Source organism: Dyella nitratireducens (genome assembly GCF_014642835.1).
Taxonomy (GTDB): Bacteria; Pseudomonadota; Gammaproteobacteria; order Xanthomonadales; family Rhodanobacteraceae; genus Dyella_B; species Dyella_B nitratireducens.
This window is the reverse complement of record NZ_BMJA01000003.1, coordinates 141,007-159,168: the sequence shown is the minus strand read 5'-3', so window position 1 is coordinate 159,168 and position 18,162 is coordinate 141,007. Positions and strand designations below refer to the sequence as shown.

The following is an 18,162-nucleotide window of genomic DNA, read 5'->3' as shown; positions in this document are numbered from 1 at the left end:
GATCATCCTGCGATGGCTTGGAACGTCATGGATAAGCATGCACGGGTTATCGGTCAGCGGCCAGGTACGTGACGACGAAATTCCCCTGACCAGTCCATCCGCGCCGATCGGAACTCCGCCACGACATCATTGGGTGAATGGGGATGGATCACGATTTCCCCGTCGACCAGTTCATCGCAGAAGCGTCCCCCGGTAGGCGGTTCGATGGCATAGCGGCTGCTGTGCGGATCCCCATGTACGAGATGGGCATGCAAAACGCATAGGTGCGCCTCATGTACTTGCGCGACCAGGCGATGAGGCTTGAACTGGATTTCCGTGTAGACCCCATGCGGACCTCTGGCATGGAGGACGCCGCCGAAGAGATGGCCCGGCGCCTGCGTGGCGCATAGTGCGCTGGAGCTGATCCCTAAAGGCAGGAAGGCGGCCCGCGCCTTGGGTTGAAACCACCTGGCGAGCACGAGGCCTGCGTGGTGGGCTGTCGGGGGAACATGGGTTGGGGTGATCTCGGATAGGGCGTCCATCGGTACATCTCGAAAGTCGGCTGACCATTAAAGCAGTTGCGGGTCGCACGCGCTGAGATAAGGACTGCATTGTTTTAATGGCCGGAATGCCGTCGAATTAGATAGAGCGCGTTTATTGAGATAGCGAAACGGTGTCTTCCGAAGGAAGGCGCCAAAGCTTCGAATGCCCCACCGATTTCGCGCATCGGGATGGGGATGTTTAGGTCAACGGCGCTTAGGCATGCGGAAAAAGCAATCCCCTGTCACGCGAGGCCATGGTTTGTCGGAAATGCCTGACGGGATGCGTCAGCGCTACAACGAAAAAGCCCCGGCAGGGCCGGGGCTTTTGACACATCCTGTGAATGATGCCCCACTTGTCGGATTGCAGCCGCCTTGCCGCACCTGACGTCCGTGTCACCAGCCGAACATCGGCGGGACTCACGGGGCATGGGCGCTATTCTCTGTGAGGACGCCGGACTTAAGCTATCAGGTGCCTTCTCTTTCTGTTGTAGGCGAATTCCTACAATAAGCCGTCCGTCGCCGGCACCGTATCCGGTCGCCCAAGCCCCTTCCTGTCAGGTTCCGGTGCCGGGAAACGGGGTGGTTCGACTTTCACGCACATGTCCTTGATTGTAAAAGTGAAGACATGCCCCGTGCGTCGTCACCAGGTTGGTGGCGCGCAGCAAGCAACGTTCCAGAGGGGGCGGACATTTGGCAGAACGTGAGTAATGCCACGGTTATCAAGCGTGGATTATTGGTAAATACCCCGTTTCACGTTCTATCGCGTCGCAATACGTGCGACACGGCGTCGCAATTATTCAAGTTGGCACGGCGCATCTATATCCTCGATTCGATATGTAACATTGATATGTAACACTGCCGTGCTTTTTGCCGCGATCTGGGCGCGTCTTTCTGCAAAAAGCAACCTGGGGACGAGGGGACAACATGAATTCGCAGTCGATACCGGATGTATTGACGTTATTTGACGTGGTTCGCTACAGGGCTTGTGCAGCATCCGCGACCGCAGATGCGCCTGCCTTCACCTATCTGGACGATGGTGACCACGTCAGCGGCACGCTCAGTTATGCCGAACTGGATCTGGCCGCGCGCAAACTTGCGGCACGCTTGCAACAAATAACGAAACCCGGCGATCGGGTGCTGCTGGTTTATCCGCCCAGCCTCGATTACATCGTCGCTTTTTATGGCTGTGTCTATGCCGGTGTCACGGCGGTGCCAGCATTGCCTCCGGCGAATCGCCGCACGCTGCCGCGCTTGCGCCTGATGGCAGCCGATTCACAGCCGGCTGCCGCGCTGACCCTGGCGCGCATTCGCGACAGCGTCATGAAAGTGGAAGAAGGCGATCCGAACGACGACATCTTGCGGAACATGTCGTGGTTGTCGACGGACGATGCCGAAGGCGACGAGTCGGCGTGGGTGCCGCCTGCGGCACAGGCTTCGGATATCGTGTTTCTGCAGTACACCTCCGGCTCCACCGGAGCGCCCAAGGGCGTGATGGTGGCGCACCACAACTTGCTGGCCAATCTGCGGCTTTTCCAGCAGATGTTCGATGTGCGCAGTGGTGAGACCTTCGTATTCTGGTTGCCGCCGCATCACGATTTCGGCTTGATCGGCGCCATCATCATGCCGGTGTTCGCCGGTGCGCACAGCGTACAGTTCCCGCCGGCCGCCTTCATGATGAGTCCGGTACGCTGGCTGCGGTTGATTTCCCGCTATCGTGCCCGTCTCACCGGCGCCCCGAATTTTGCGTTCCAGCTCTGCGTCGACAAGATTTCCGACGCCCAGATACAAGAGCTCGATCTGGGCTGCCTGGATGTCGCCATGAATGGCGCCGAGCGTATCCGCTTCGAGTCGGTGACGCAGTTCACCGAGAAATTCGCCCGATACGGCTTTCGTCGCGAGTCGATGATGCCGTCGTATGGCATGGCCGAGTTCGTATTGCTGGCCACCGCCAATATGCATCGTGCTGCTGGCGCATTGCCGGATGCCGTGTGCATCAGCAAAGCGGCGCTGGAAGATGGGCGGATCGTACCGAGCGATCGGCCGCATGATGCCGTGCACATCGTTTCGGTCGGCCGCACGCATGAAGATCGGCACGACATGGCGGTCGTCGATCCGGTCACGCTGGAACGGCAAGGCGAGCGCCAGGTCGGCGAGATATGGCTGTGCGGTCCTGCGGTCACGCAAGGGTACTGGCGGCAGGATGATGCTGCGCGCCAGGAGACGTTCCGCGCCAGGATGAAAGGCGACGAACGCGAATGGCTGCGCACCGGCGATGTCGGTTTTGTGTGTGAAGGCGAGCTGTTCATCACCGGGCGCAGCAAGGAAGTGATGATTTTCAGCGGGCGCAATATCTATCCGCAGGACGTGGAGATGACCGTCGAGCGCGCATCGCCGGCTTTTCGCGCCAACGGTTGCGCCGCTTTTTCGCTGGAAGAGGGCGATACGACACAACTGGTGATCGTGCAGGAAGTGGAAAGCCGGCGTCGGCTGGAAACCGAAAGCCTCATCGCGCGGCTGCGCGCCGATATCGCCGAACAGCACGAAATTTTCGATCTCGCCGCGGTGGTATTGGTCAGGCCGGGGCATTTGCCGCGCACGTCGAGCGGCAAAATCCAGCGTGTGCGCTGCCGCCAGATGTATCAGGCCGGTGAGTTCGACAGCATCTGGTCCTGGTGTGTCGAGCAGGAGGACACGGCGTCCGAGACTGCCGTGTCACCGCAGACATCCACCGAGATACGTCTGCTCGAGCTGTGGCGCGACGTATTCGGCAACCCGGCGTTGTCGACGTCGGACAATTTCTTTCGCCTTGGCGGGCACTCCCTGCTTGCGGCACAACTGGTAGCTGCCGTGGGCACGGCGTTTCGCGTGGACCTGCCGCTGCGCGCGTTGTTCGAAGCGCCGAGCGTTGCATCGCTGGCATCCGTCATCGATACGTTGCAGCCGCGCCAGCTTGTTGCCGATGAGCTGCTGGCTTCGTCGCAGCACGGCGACTTGCCGCTATCGTTCGTGCAGCAGCGCTTCTGGTTTCTGGATCAATACCAGCCGGCCAATGCGTTTTATGCCGTGCCGGTGGCCATGCGTTTGGCGGGGGAACTGGCGCTGCCTGCGCTGCAGCAGGCGCTGGACGCGATGCTGCAGCGGCATGCGGCGCTGCGTACGGTATTCCCGGTGGCCGATGGCGTGCCTAGCCAGCGGGTGTTGCCGGCATTGTCATGGCCGTTGCAGGTATCGGATGTCGGCGAGCTGGATGCCGATACGCAGATTCGTCAGGTCATGATGGAAGATGCGCGCAAGCCTTTCGACCTGATCCATGGGCCGCTGATCCGCGCGCACTTGCTGAAGATCGGCACAGGGCTGCATGTGCTGCTGCTGACCCTGCATCACATCGTTCACGACGGCTGGTCGGTCAGTGTGCTGATCGACGAGCTTACCCAAGCCTATGCCGCGTGCAAGGCGGATCAGCCACCTGCGCTGCCCGCGCTGCCGGTCAGCTACACCGATTACACGCAATGGGAGCGGCGCCGCTACGGCGAGCAAAACATCCAGGCGCATCTTGCTTATTGGGCGGAACACCTGCGCGGTGCTTCCCCGTTGCTGGCGCTTCCTACCGATCGTCCCAGGCCGGCGTTGATGTCGCACCGCGGCGCAACGCATACCATGCATCTTTCTGCCGACCTGGTCAGGCGCGTGGCCGAACAGGCCAGCCAGCGCAATGCGACCTTGTTCATGGCGCTGACGTCCGCCGTGCAGATCCTGCTGCATCGCTACTGCAGCCAGGACGACATCTGCATGAGCATGTTGTCGGCGAACCGTCCCGCGAAGACGGAGAACGTGATCGGCGCCTTCGTCAACGTCGTGCCCTTGCGTGCGCAATTCAGCGCCGGCCAGGCGTTTGCCGACGTGCTTGCAGCGACCACGCAGGAGGTGTTGTCGGCTTACGAGCAACAGCTGCCCTTCGAACTGATTCTCAACCGGCTGGTGCGTGAGCGGCATGCCGCCTACACGCCGTATGCGCAGGTCGTGCTGAATTTCCACAGCGAACTCGAAAACCAGGGCAGGGCACGCCAGCACGGGCTCGACCAGTCGCTGCAGTTCGACGGCCGCTGGGCTGCAGGTGTCGCGCATACAGCCTTCGACCTTCTGCTGGATGTGCGCGAGTCGCAGGGTGGCCTGGAGGTGGTGTTCGAATACAGCACCGACCTTTTCGATGCGGTGAGCATTCAACGCTGGGGAATGCATCTGCACCATGTGCTCGATGGCACGGCCGAATCGCCCGACACCTGCATCGACGACTTTGTGCTGCTGGATGCCGCGGAACGCGAACAGGTACTCGAGACCTTCAACGCCACCGCGCAGACCTGGCAAGCCGCGTCGCTGGTCCATCAGTTGTTCGAGACAAAGGTGGCGCAGCAACCGGATGCGATCGCCCTGGTCAGCGAGGACGAACAGCTCAGCTATCGCAGCTTGAACCAGCGCGCCAATCAACTCGCGCATGCATTGATCGCGCACGGTATCCGGCCGGACGATCGTGTTGCCCTCTGCGTCGAGCGCAGCAACGCCATGGTGGTGGCGTTGCTGGGCATTCTGAAGGCAGGTGGTGCGTACGTGCCGGTGGATCCAGACTACCCGCCTGAGCGTGTCAGCTACATGCTGGCCGATAGCCAGCCGCGGCTGTTGCTATCCACCCGTGCGTTGCGCGACCGACTGCCGGCCGTCGACGTGCCAGTGCTGTGGCTGGACGATGCCGCTTCGCTGCCGACGCAACCCGATCACAATCCCGACCCGCATGCCTTGGGCTTGCGTCCTGATCATCTGGCCTATGTGATCTATACATCCGGCTCGACTGGGCAGCCCAAAGGGGCCATGAACCAGCACGACGGTGTGGTGAATCGTCTGCTCTGGGCGCAGCAGCAATTCGCACTCGACGCCAGCGATCGCGTGCTGCAGAAAACGCCGTATGCCTTCGACGTATCGGTATGGGAATTCTTCCTGCCGCTGCGGGCCGGTGCGCAGCTGGTGTTGGCGCGGCCCGGCGGGCATCAGTCGCCGGCTTATCTGGCGCAACGGATCGCGCAGGCCGGCATCACCGTGGCGCACTTCGTGCCGTCCATGCTGCAGGTGTTCCTGGACCAGGACGATCTGTCCGGCTGCACGTGCATGCGCCACGTGTTGTGCAGCGGCGAAGCCTTGCCGCCGGCCTTGCAGAATCGTTTCCTGCAGAAGCTGCCGGGAGTAGCCCTGCACAATTTGTATGGCCCCACCGAAGCAGCGGTCGATGTCACGTATTGGCCGTGCACGGAACCCGGCGCGGTGGTGCCGATCGGCCGCCCCATCGCCAATACCCGGATGTATGTGCTCGATGCGCGCATGCAGCCGCTACCGATCGGGGTTGCCGGCGAGCTGTATATCGGCGGCGTACAGGTGGGGCGCGGCTATCTGCATCGCCCGGCCTTGACCGACGAGCGCTTTGTCGCCAACCCCTTCGGCAGTGGCCGCCTGTACAAGACCGGCGATCTCGGGCGCTGGCGGGCGGATGGCGCGATCGAATACCTGGGCCGCAACGACTTCCAGGTGAAGCTGCGCGGATTCCGCATCGAGCTGGGCGAAATCGAAGCGCGCCTGCTCGAACATCCGGCGATCCGCGAAGCGGTGGTGATTGCGCGGGAAGAAACATCCGGCGACAAACGCCTGGTCGCCTATGTCGTGCAAAACCAGCAAGACCAGGACGAAGAGGCCGGCTGGGACGACCGCCGCGTCGAGCAGTGGCGCCAGTTGTATCAGGCCGAATATGGCAAGGCGCTGGAGGTTTCGTTCGGCGAGGATTTCCGCACCTGGAACAGCAGCTACGACGGCCAGCCCATTCCCTTGGAGCAGATGCGCGAGTGGCGCGATGCCACCGTGGACCGCATCCTCGCTTTGCAGCCTCGGCACGTGCTGGAAATCGGCTGCGGCTCCGGCCTGATCCTGTCGCCGTTGGCGCCGCATTGCGAAAGCTATTGCGGCACCGATCTTTCCGCCGAGGCGGTGGCGCGGCTGCATGCACAGGTCGAGCAGCAAGCGGATCTCGCCGCCCGGGTCAGCCTGCACTGCCAGCCTGCCCACAGCAGTAGCAACCTGCCGCGGCAGCACTTTGATGTGATCGTCATCAACTCGGTGGCGCAGTACTTTCCCAGCGCCGACTACATGCTGGCCGTCGTGCAGCAGGCCATGGATCTGCTGGCGCCGGGTGGCGCGATGTTCCTCGGTGACATTCGCAACCTGCCGTTGTTGCCCTGCCTGACTACCGCCATCCAGTTGTCGCGGGCCGATGCCGGCGCGGATGCGGTCTCGCTCCGCTCGGTGATTGAGCGGGAGCTGCGGCTGGAACAGGAACTGGTGTTCGATCCCGACTTTTTTGCCAGCCTGCCCGAGCGCATCGAAGGCATTGCCGGCGTCGATATCCGCGTCAAGCGCGGGCATTTTTCCAACGAATTGAGCCGCTATCGCTACGACGTCGTATTGCACAAGGCGTCCCTGCACAAAGAAAGGGCCGGCGCGACATCGCTGGCCGCTTTGCCACGGCTTCGTTGGGGCGAAGACGTGGTCGACGTTGCGTCCTTGCCATCTCATCTGCAACACCCGGCGTTTGCCGGCCTGCGCCTTTGTGGCGTGCCCAACCACCATTTGGCGAACGAAGCCGAAGCGGTGCACGCCTTCGAGCAAGGGCGGTCCATGGATGAGGTGATGGCGACGCTGCAACGTCGGCCCGCTGCGTCCTTGCCGCACCCTGAAGCGCTGCACGCACTGGCCGCCAGCCTGGGGCTGGAGGCGATCATCACCTGGTCCGCGCAGCACGGCAAAGCGTTCCGGCGCGGTGATTTGGATGTGCTGTTCGTGCCGGCCGGCCGGCGCGCCTATACCGATATCTACGCAGCATCGCGCGAGCTGCGGCCGCTGGGCGAACTCACCACCCGGCCGGCGCAGCGGGAAACCACCAACCAGTTGCTCGCCGATCTGCGCGCCAGTCTGTCCGGCCACTTGCCCGAATACATGCTGCCATCGGCCTTCGTCGTGCTGGACGCGCTGCCGCTGACGCCGAACGGAAAGCTGGATCGCCAGGCGCTGCCGGCACCGGATCGCGATGCCGTCGTCACGCAGCAGTACGAGGCGCCGCAGGGCGAGGCGGAACAAGCCATCGCGGCGATCTGGAGCGGATTGCTCGGCTTGTCGCCGATTGGCCGGCACGATCATTTCTTCGAGCTGGGCGGGCATTCGCTGCTGGCAACCCAGGTGGCGGCGAAGTTGCGTGCGAGCTTGTCGGTGGATGTGCCGCTGAAGGCATTGTTCGAACACGCCACGCTGGCTGCGTTGGCGTCGCACATACAAAACCAGGCGTCCGTGGCGCCGCGCCATGCAGGCACGGAGCTGCCGCTGGTGCGCGTGCGGCGCCCATCTTCGACACCGGCCTCGTTTGCACAGCAGCGCCTGTGGTTTATCGAGCAGCTTGGCCGCGGGCAACCCGTCTACACCCTGGCGTATGTCGTGCGGCTTCGCGGCGAACTGGATATCCATGCCCTGCAGGCGAGCGTGACGGATCTCGTCGCCAGGCAGGAAAGCCTGCGTACGCATTTCGTCGAGTCGAGCGGCACCGTCATGCAGCAGGTGGCGGATGCATCGCCACTGATCCTGCAGGTGACCGATCTGTCCTGCGATGACAACGGTACGCTGCAAACCTGGATCGACGGCGCGGTACGCGAGAGTTTCGACTTGGGCACACAGCCGCTGATCCGGCTGATGCTCCTGCAGGAGCGTCCCGCGCAGCATGTATTGCTGATCACCGCGCACCACATCATCGCCGACGGCTGGTCGCTGGGTGTCTTCAATCGCGAGCTGAGCGCGCTCTACAACGCGCATCGACAGCGCCGGGCGTCGCCGCTGCGCGAGTTGCCGCTGCAGTATGCGGATTTCGCCCATTGGCAGCGCTTGCGCAGTGAGCAAGGCGCTTTCGCGCAGCAACTGACCTACTGGCAAAAGCGCCTGCAAGACGCGCCGGCCGTGCTGCCGTTGCCGACCGACCATCCGCGCCCGGCAATACCGAGCCATCGCGGCGGCATCGTGCGCTGTGTCGTTCCCGGCGCGATCACGCACGGCTTGAAGCTGCTGGTGCAGCGGGCCGAGGCAAGTCTGTTCATGAGCCTGGCGGCTGCCTTGGCCGCGTTGTTGTCGCGCTATGCCGGTCAGCGCGATATTTGCATCGGCACACCGGTTGCCAATCGCCAGCACGTGGCGCTGGATGACGTGATCGGATTTTTCGTCAACACCCTGGTGCTGCGCATCGATGCGGATGGCAATCAGCGTGTCGATGACCTGCTACGCCACGTGCGCGATGTCGCACTGGATGCTTATGCCAACCAGGACGTGCCGTTCAACCAGGTCGTCGCATCCCTGGACCGCGCCAGACACGATCTGCATTCGCCGCTGTTCCAGGTCATGCTGGTGCTGCAGAACGCGACCGCCGATGACTTGGCATTGGAACATGTCGAAGCGGAAGTTCTGCCGGTGCACAACGGCACGGCCAAGTTCGATCTGACCGTGGCGATTACCGAAACGGGCGATGAGCTGGCCTGCGAATTCGAATACAGCGCGGACCTGTTCGAACACGACACCATCGAGCGCATGGCGCGGTTGTTCGTTGAGGTGCTGCGTGGCATGGCGGCCGATCCGGCGCAGGCCGTCGATCGCCTGCCGCTGCTGAACGAAGCCGAACGCCATCAGGTGGTGGAAAACTTCAACGCCACGGATGTGACTTATCCCGCCGAAGCACTGATCCAGCAGCTATTCGAGCAGCAGGCGCTGGCTCATCCGGATGCCGTTGCCTTGCTGCACAACGGCGAGTCGTTGCGTTACGGCGAGTTGAACCAACGTGCCAACCGCGTAGCGCATGCGTTGATAGCGCAAGGTATCGGTCCGGACGATCGCGTGGCGATCGGGATGGAACGCGGCTTTGCCCTGGTCATCGGCTTGCTGGGCGTGCTCAAGGCCGGGGGTGCCTATGTGCCGCTGGATCCGGCGTATCCGGCCGAGCGTCTGGCTTACATGCTGCGCGACAGCGCACCGTCCGCCTTGCTCACGCAGTCGTCGCTGCAAGCGCGCTGGGCATCGAGTGGCGTGCCCGTGCTGGTATTGGACGACGATGGCTTGTCGCCGGAACTGGCCGCGCATCCTTCGCACAACCCCGTTGTACCTGGACTGGGTTCGAGAAACCTGGCCTACATGATGTACACGTCAGGCTCGACCGGTGAACCCAAGGGCGTGATGGTCGAGCATCGCAGCGTGCTGCGGCTGACGATCAACAACAGCTTCGCTCCGCTCACATCGCAGGACGTGGTGGTGCATGCGGCCAAGATCGCTTTCGATGCGGCCACCTGGGAAGTGTGGGGCGGTTTGCTCAACGGCGCCCGCGTGTTGCTGGTCGACGAAGCCGTACTGCTGGAGCCGGCGCAGTTTGTACAAGCCTTGCGAGACGCGCAGGCGACGGCTTTGTTCCTCACGACCGCCTTGTTCAATCAGTACGCCGACGTGTTGGCGCCGATTCTTCCGCAATTGCGCCATCTGCTGTTTGGCGGCGAAGTGGCCGACCTGCGCACGGTCCGTCGCGTACTCGCCGCGGCGCGGCCGCAACACTTGTCCAATATCTACGGCCCGACCGAAACCACGACGTTTGCAACCGTGCATCCGATTGAGGCCTTGGACGATGCCGTGACCTCGCTGCCGATCGGCGGTGCCATCGCCAACACGCGCGCCTACATCCTCGACCGGCATGGCGAGCCGGTACCGGTGGGGATCGCCGGCGAGATCCATATTGGCGGCCCTGGCGTCGCACGCGGCTACTGGAATCGTCCGCAACTGACGGCCGAACGCTTCCTGCGCGATCCCTTCGTCGAGGATCCCGATGCGCGCATGTACAAGACTGGCGATCTGGGCCGCTGGTTGCCCAACGGCGAGATCGAATACCTGGGCCGCAACGATTTCCAGGTGAAGATCCGCGGTTTCCGCATCGAGCTGGGCGAGATCGAGGCGCAGTTGTTGAAGCAGGCCAGCGTACGCGATGCGCTGGTGCTCGCGCGCGAGGACGTGCCCGGCGACAAACGCCTGGTGGCGTACGTGACATCGCAGGATGGACAGGCCCTGTCAGGCGCCGCGTTGCGCGATGCGCTGGCCAAGGAACTGGCCGACTACATGCTGCCCAGTGCCTTCATGCAGCTGGAACAGTTGCCGCTGACGCCGAATGGCAAGCTGGATCGGAAAGCGTTGCCGGCACCGGATCGAGAGGCGCTGATCACGCGCGAGTATCAACCGCCGCAAGGTGACGTAGAGCAGACGCTTGCGGACACCTGGCAGGAACTGCTCGGCCTTGAGCGTGTCGGACGCCACGATCATTTCTTCGAGCTCGGCGGCCACTCGCTCATGATCATCACGATGATCGAGCGTCTGCGTGGCGAGGGCCTGGTTGCGAACGTCAAGATGGTCTTCGCATCGCCAAGCCTGTCGGCGCTGGCGGCGGATATCGCAAGCCATGCATCGCAGCCAGGCGACGAGCCGCCCATTCCACCCAATCTCATTCCAGCCGATAGCGTTGCTATCACCCCGGCCATGCTGCCGCTGGTCGAGCTGACCCAGGAGGCGATCGACCGCGTCGTCGCCGCCACGCCCGGCGGCGCCGCCAATATCCAGGATATGTATCCGCTGTCGCCGTTGCAGGAAGGCATGCTGTTCCATCACCTGCTGGACACGGAAGGCGATGCGTATCTGTTGCGGACGGTACTCGCCTTTGAACAGCGCGACCGGCTGGACGCCTTCCTCGACGCCATGCAGCAAGTCATCGATCGCCATGACATCCTGCGCAGCGCCGTGCATTGGCAAGGACTGGCGCAGCCGGTGCAGGTTGTGCACCGGCACGTCACGCTTCCGGTGCAAGAGCTGCAACTGCAGGATGCCGAAGCGGACTTGCTCGCCCATACCGATCCGCGCCGCACGCGCCTGGATCTTTCGCGCTCCCCCTTGCTGCGTGCCGTGGTGGCACGAAACCCGCGCAATGGCGAATGGTTGTTGGCGTTGCTGCAGCATCACGTGATTGGCGACCATGTGGCGCTGGAGATCATGGTGCAGGAGATCCAGGTCATTCTGGAGCGGCAGTTCGAGCGGCTGACCACGCCGGCGCCTTATCGGAACTTTATCGCGCAGGTGCTGCGCGTTCCGTCTTCCGTGCACGAGGCTTACTTCCGCGAGCGCTTGGGCGACATCGAAGCGCCGACCTGTCTTTTCGGTGTCACGGACGTGCACGCCGATGGCAGTGCCGTGCGTGAGGCGCATATCAGCCTGGATGAAGGCCTGGCCCGGCGTGTACGCGAAAGCGCACGCAAGCACGGCGTGAGCACCGCGGTGCTGTTCCACGTCGCCTGGGCGCAAGTGCTGGCATGTTGCACGGGGCAGGATGACGTCGTGTTCGGCACCGTGCTGGCCGGGCGTTCGCAAGGGACCGAGGCGGCGGATCGCACGCTCGGTTTGTTCATCAACACCTTGCCCCTGCGCGTGACACTGGCCGGCCGCGGCGTGCGGCAGGTAGTGCAGGAAACCTATCAGCACCTGAGCGCGCTGCTGACACACGAACAAGCATCGCTCGCCCTGGCACAGCGATGCAGCGGTGTCGTGGCGAACGTGCCCTTGTTCAACGCGCTGTTGAACTACCGGCACACGCAGAGCGCCTTTTCTGCGGAAGCCGAACTCTGGCGCGGCGTGCGAACCGTGCATACCGAGGAACGCAGCAACTATCCGGTCATCCTGTCCGTGAACGATCTGGGCGATGGCTTTGAGGTGGTGGCGCATTGCGCGGGTACCATCGACCCGGTCCGGCTGGCTGGCTACATGCGCACGGTCATGCATGGGCTGATCGATGCCTTGCATGCGCCCGAAGACCGGCCGATGCACACGGTAAGCATGCTGGGTGCCGCCGAACGCCAGCAGGTGATCGGCAGCTTCAATGCCACGCATGTTCCGTATCCCGCTGAAGCCCTGATTCACCAGCTGTTCGAACAGCTGGCGCAGGCTCAGCCGGATGCGGTTGCTTTGCTGCACAACGGCGAAGCGTTGCGTTACGACACATTGAACCAGCGTGCCAACCGTGTGGCGCACGCACTGATAGCGCAAGGCGTGGGTCCGGACGATCGTGTGGCGATTGGCATGGAACGCGGTATTGCCTTGGTCGTCGGGTTACTTGGCATTCTCAAGGCCGGCGGTGCCTATGTGCCGCTGGACCCGGCGTATCCGCCTGAACGCCTGGCTTTCATGCTGCGTGACAGTGCGCCGTGCGCCTTGCTCACGCAGCCTTCGCTGCAGGCGCATTGGGCGTCTGGCGGCGTGCCTGTGCTGGTATTGGATGATGACGGAACATCCAAGGAACTGGCGACGCAGCCTTCGCACAACACCGTTGTGCGTGGACTGCATTCGAGCAATTTGGCCTACGTGATGTACACCTCCGGCTCCACCGGCACGCCCAAGGGCGTGATGGTGGAACATAGGCAGGTACTGCGGTTGGTGATGCAGGATTGTTATGTCCAGCTGGATGCGGCCGATGGCGTGGCGTTCTGTGCGAATCCGGCCTTCGATGCGGCCACGTGGGAAATCTGGGCAACGCTGTTGCATGGTGCCCGCTTGATTGTCATCACGCCGGCCTGCTTGCTGGATGCCGTCGCACTGGGTGAGACGCTGCAGTTGCACCAGGCGACGGTGCTGCATCTGACGGCGGGATTGTTCCACCAATATGCCGACGCGTTGGCGCCCGTATTCGCGCGTTTGAATTACCTGCTGTTCGGCGGCGACAAGATCGACGCGGACAAGGTGCGGCGCGTCTTGCAAGGCACGCCTCCGGCACATCTGGTGCAGTGCTACGGACCGACCGAAACCACCACGTTCGCCAGCACGCACGAGATCCGCGAGCTGGACGCGCAGGCACGCTCGGTGCCGATCGGCCGGCCGATCGGCAATACGCAGATCTATGTGCTGGATGCCCATGGCGAACCGGTGCCGATCGGCGTGACGGGCGAGATCCACATCGGCGGCGATGGCGTGGCGCGCGGTTATTTGAACCGCGACGAACTTACGCAAGAACGGTTCCTGCGTGATCCGTTCCGCGCCGACCCGCAAGCGCGGATGTACAAGACCGGCGATCTTGGCCGCTGGCTGCAGGATGGCACGCTGGAATTCCTGGGTCGCAACGATTTCCAGGTGAAGATTCGCGGCTTCCGCGTCGAGCTGGGCGAGATCGAGGCGAAACTGTTGCAGCAGCCCAACGTTCGCGACGCGGTGGTGATCGCACGCGAGGACGTGCCGGGTGACAAGCGCCTGGTGGCCTATCTCACCGCGCAGGATGGACAAGCGTTGCCGGCGGTTACGCTACGCGATGCGTTGGCGATGGAATTGGCGGAATACATGCTGCCCAGTGCCTTTGTGCAGTTGGAGCAGCTCCCGCTGACGGCGAACGGCAAGCTGGATCGGAAAGCCTTGCCGGTGCCGCACCAGCACGCGGCGATGGCGCGCGATTACGAAGCGCCGCAAGGCGAGGTGGAACAGGCCATTGCGATCATCTGGCAGGCGCTGCTGGGGGTTGAGCGAGTAGGGCGCCACGATCAGTTCTTCGAACTCGGCGGCCACTCGCTGATGATCATCACGATGATCGAGCGTCTGCGCAGCGAGGGTTTGGCTGCGAACGTCAAGATGGTTTTCGCATCGCCAAGCCTGTCGGCGCTGGCGGCCGATATCGCAAGCCATGCATCGCAGGCGGGTGACGAGCTCTCCGTTCCGCCCAATCTCATTCCTGTCGGTAGCACCGTCATCACGCCGGCCATGTTGCCGCTGGTCGACCTGCCCCAGGAAGCGATCGATCGCATCGTCGCCGCCACGCCTGGCGGTGCCGCTAACATCCAGGATATGTATCCGTTGTCGCCGTTGCAGGAAGGCATGCTGTTCCATCACCTGCTGGACACGGAAGGCGATGCCTATCTGCTGCAAACGGTACTCGCCTTCGAACAGCGCGACCGGCTGGATGCCTTTCTCGGTGCCATGCAGCAGGTCATCGATCGCCATGACATCCTGCGCAGCGCCGTGCATTGGCAAGACCTTGCCCGGCCGGTGCAGGTCGTACACCGGCACGTCACGCTTCCGGTGGAAGCGCGGGAGGGTAGTGAAGCGGACTTGCTTGCCTATACCGATCCGCGCCGCACGCGCCTGGACCTTTCGCGCGCGCCCTTGCTGCGCGCCGTGGTGGCACGAAACCCGCGCCATGGCGAGTGGCTGCTGGCGTTGCTGCAACATCACGTGATTGGCGACCATGTGACGCTGGAGATCATGGTGCAAGAGATCCAGGCCATCCTGGATCACCAACCTGAGCGGCTGACCGCGCCCGCGCCTTACCGGAATTTTATCGCCCAGGTATTGCGTGTTCCGCCGTCGGTGCACGAGGTGTACTTCCGTGAGCGCCTGGGCGACATCGAAGTGCCGACCTGTCTTTTCGGTGTCACGGACGTGCACGCCGACGGCAGTGCCGTGCGTGAGGCGAATGTCAGCCTTGACGAACACCTGGCCAAGCGTGTGCGAGCAAGCGCGCGCAAGCATGGCGTGAGCACCGCGGTGCTGTTCCACGTCGCCTGGGCGCAAGTGCTGGCACGTTGTACCGGACAAGACGACGTCGTGTTCGGCACCGTGCTGGCCGGACGCTCCCAAGGCACCGAGGCGGCGGATCGCACGCTCGGTTTGTTCATCAACACCTTGCCCCTGCGCGTGACACTCGCCGGCCGCGGCGTGCGGCAGGTGGTGCAGGAAACCTATCAGCACTTGAGCGCGCTGTTGACGCACGAACAGGCGCCGCTCGCCCTGGCGCAACGCTGCAGCGGTGTCGCGGTGAACGTGCCTTTGTTCAACACGTTGTTGAACTACCGGCACATGCATACCGCGCTTCCCACCGGCGCCGAGCTTTGGCGCGGTGTGCGGGCGATGCATGCTGAGGAGCGCACCAACTATCCGGTCGCCCTGGCCGTGAACGATCTGGGCGACGGCTTTGGCTTGATGGCGCACTGCGTGGGCACGATCGATCCGTTACGGCTGACCGGGTACCTGTGCACGGTCATGCACGAGCTGATCGACGCCTTGCATGCGCCCGAAGATCGGCCGATGCACGCGATAAACATGCTCGGCGCCGCCGAACGCCGCCAGGTGATCGGCAGCTTCAATGCCACGGATGCGCCGTATCCGGCCGAAAGCCTGATCCACCAGCTGTTTGAACAGCAGGCATTGGCTCAGCCGGACGCCATCGCGCTTGTCTATGAGGATCGGTCGCTTACCTATGCGCAACTCAACGCTCAGGCCAATCGCCTCGCGCATGCACTGATCGGCCACGGCGTCAAACCGGATGATCGCGTGGCGCTGTGCATGCCGCGTTCGCTCGAACTGGTGATTGGCCTGCTCGGCATCCTGAAGGCCGGCGGCACCTATGTGCCCTTGGATCCTGACTATCCGCAGCAGCGCCTTGCTTTCATGCTTGAAGACAGCCAACCAAAGTTGTTGCTGTCGCAGTCCTGCGTGGCGGATCGCTTGCCGAAGCTTGCCGCGCCATGCGTGATGCTCGACGAAGATGCTGCATGGCTGGCGTCGCAATCATCGCTTGATCCGGATGCCGCTGCGCTTGGCGTCACCGCACGCCATCTGGCGTATGTGATCTACACCTCCGGTTCCACTGGCATGCCCAAGGGCGTGATGGTGGAGCACCACTCCGTCGTGAATCTATGGTCTGCGCTTGAACGTACGGTATTCGCGGGCCTGGACGCCGATGCCAGGATCGGCTTGAACGCCTCATTGACGTTCGACGCCTCCGTGCAGTCGCTGACCCAGTTGCTGTCAGGGCGCACCGTGGTGGTGTTCGCACAGTCCCTGCGGCGTGATGCGGGCGCACTGCTGGAGTATGTGCGCGAGCAATCCCTGCAAGCTTTCGACTGCACCCCGGCACAGCTGGCATTGCTGCTGTCGGCTGGGCTGTCGGCGACCGGTCGCGATGCATCGTTGAAGGCGTTGCTGGTCGGTGGCGAGGCGATTTCCACCGCGTTGTGGCAGCGATTGCAGCAACTTGCCGGCATCGATGTCCACAATGTTTACGGACCCACCGAATGCACCGTGGATGCGACCCGTTGTCTGGTGCAGCAGACCGGTGAAACGCCGGTCATCGGCCGCCCGCTGGCGAATACACGCGTCTATATCCTGGATGCGCACGGCGAACCGGTGCCGGTGGGTGTGGCCGGCGAGATTTATATCGGCGGCGCCGGTGTGGCACGTGGCTATTTGAACCGTTCCGAGCTGACGGCGGAACGCTTTCTGCCCGATCCCTTCGCCGATGATCCGCAATCACGGATGTACAAGAGCGGCGATTTGGGCCGGTGGTTGCCCAACGGCGACATCGAATACCTGGGCCGCCATGATTCCCAGGTCAAGATTCGCGGCTTCCGCATCGAACTGGGCGAGATCGAAGCGCAGCTGATCAAGCAAACCAACGTAAAGGACGCGGTAGTCATCGCGCGCGAGGATGCATCCGGCGACAAGCGTCTGGTGGCCTACCTCACCGCGCAGGACGGGCAGGCATTGTCGACGGCGGCGCTGCGCGACGCCTTGGCCAAGGTGCTGGCCGACTACATGCTGCCCAGCGCCTTCGTGCAGTTGGAGCAATTTCCACTGACGCCGAATGGCAAGCTGGACTCGCGGGCGTTGCCGGCACCGGACGCAAGCGCGGTGGTAACGCGCACCTATGAAGCGCCGTCAGGCGACATGGAACGCGGCATCGCAACGATCTGGCAGGAGCTGCTGGGCCTGGAGCAAGTAGGGCGATACGACCACTTCTTCGAACTGGGTGGCCATTCGCTGATGGCCGTGCAGGTACTGGCACGCATGGGCGGCGAGTTGAGCGTGGAACTGCCCTTGCGCGACCTGTTTTCGTTCCCGACCTTGCAGGCACTTGCGCATGCGGCGGCCGGTGGCGCGCAGATCCAACTGGCGCCGATTCCACGTGCCGATCGCCGCGACGAACTGCCGTTGTCATGGGCGCAGCAGCGACTGTGGTTTATCCATCAGCTGGATCCGGCCGCAAGCCTGGCGTATCACATGCCCGGCAGCCTGCGTCTGCGCGGGCAGTTGGATATCGAAGCCTTGCAAGCGACATTCGAGCGGATCGTGGCGCGCCACGAGGTGCTGCGAACGCGCTTTGTTTCGATCGAAGGCCGGGCAGTCCAGGTGATCGATGCGCACGGCGATGTCCCGCTGCCGCTGCACGATTTGCGCGGGCATACCGATGCAGAGCGGGAAGCCGCGCACCTGGCGCTGGATGAAGCGCGCGCGCCATTCGACTTGTCGCAGGGTCCCTTGCTTCGCACGCGCTTGCTGCAACTGGCCGATGACGATCACATCCTGCTGGTGACCCAGCATCACATCGTTTCAGACGGCTGGTCGATCGACGTGCTGGTGCGTGAAATCAGCGCGCTGTACAGCGCTTACCGCCAGGGACGTGCGGATCCCTTGCCGGCCTTGGCGATCCAGTACGCGGACTACGCCGTGTGGCAGCGCGAAG

At 63.1% G+C, this 18,162-nt stretch carries 2 protein-coding genes (1 of these 2 only partly in view); one reads left to right on the top strand and one right to left on the bottom strand.

Annotated features, from left to right (window positions below):
• Nucleotides 1-53: 53 nt before the first annotated feature.
• Nucleotides 54-521 (bottom strand): hypothetical protein, encoded by a 468-nt coding sequence (locus tag IEX75_RS16840; protein WP_188795902.1) that lies wholly within the window; start codon nucleotides 519-521, stop codon nucleotides 54-56.
• A 924-nt stretch (nucleotides 522-1,445) separates the two neighbouring features.
• Between IEX75_RS16840 and IEX75_RS16835 the strand changes: the two genes are divergently transcribed.
• A protein-coding gene (locus IEX75_RS16835) for a non-ribosomal peptide synthase/polyketide synthase (protein ID WP_188795900.1) crosses the window boundary here: on the top strand, nucleotides 1,446-18,162 show its 5' portion. The gene runs 9,041 nt beyond the window's last position; only the first 16,717 of its 25,758 coding nucleotides appear in the window; the start codon lies at nucleotides 1,446-1,448; the stop codon falls past the right edge of the window.

What these genes read in the sequence shown, in the direction of transcription:
- IEX75_RS16840 (WP_188795902.1), bottom strand. Translation starts at nt 521, where the DNA reads ATGGACGCCCTATCCGAGATCACCCCAACCCATGTTCCCCCGACAGCC.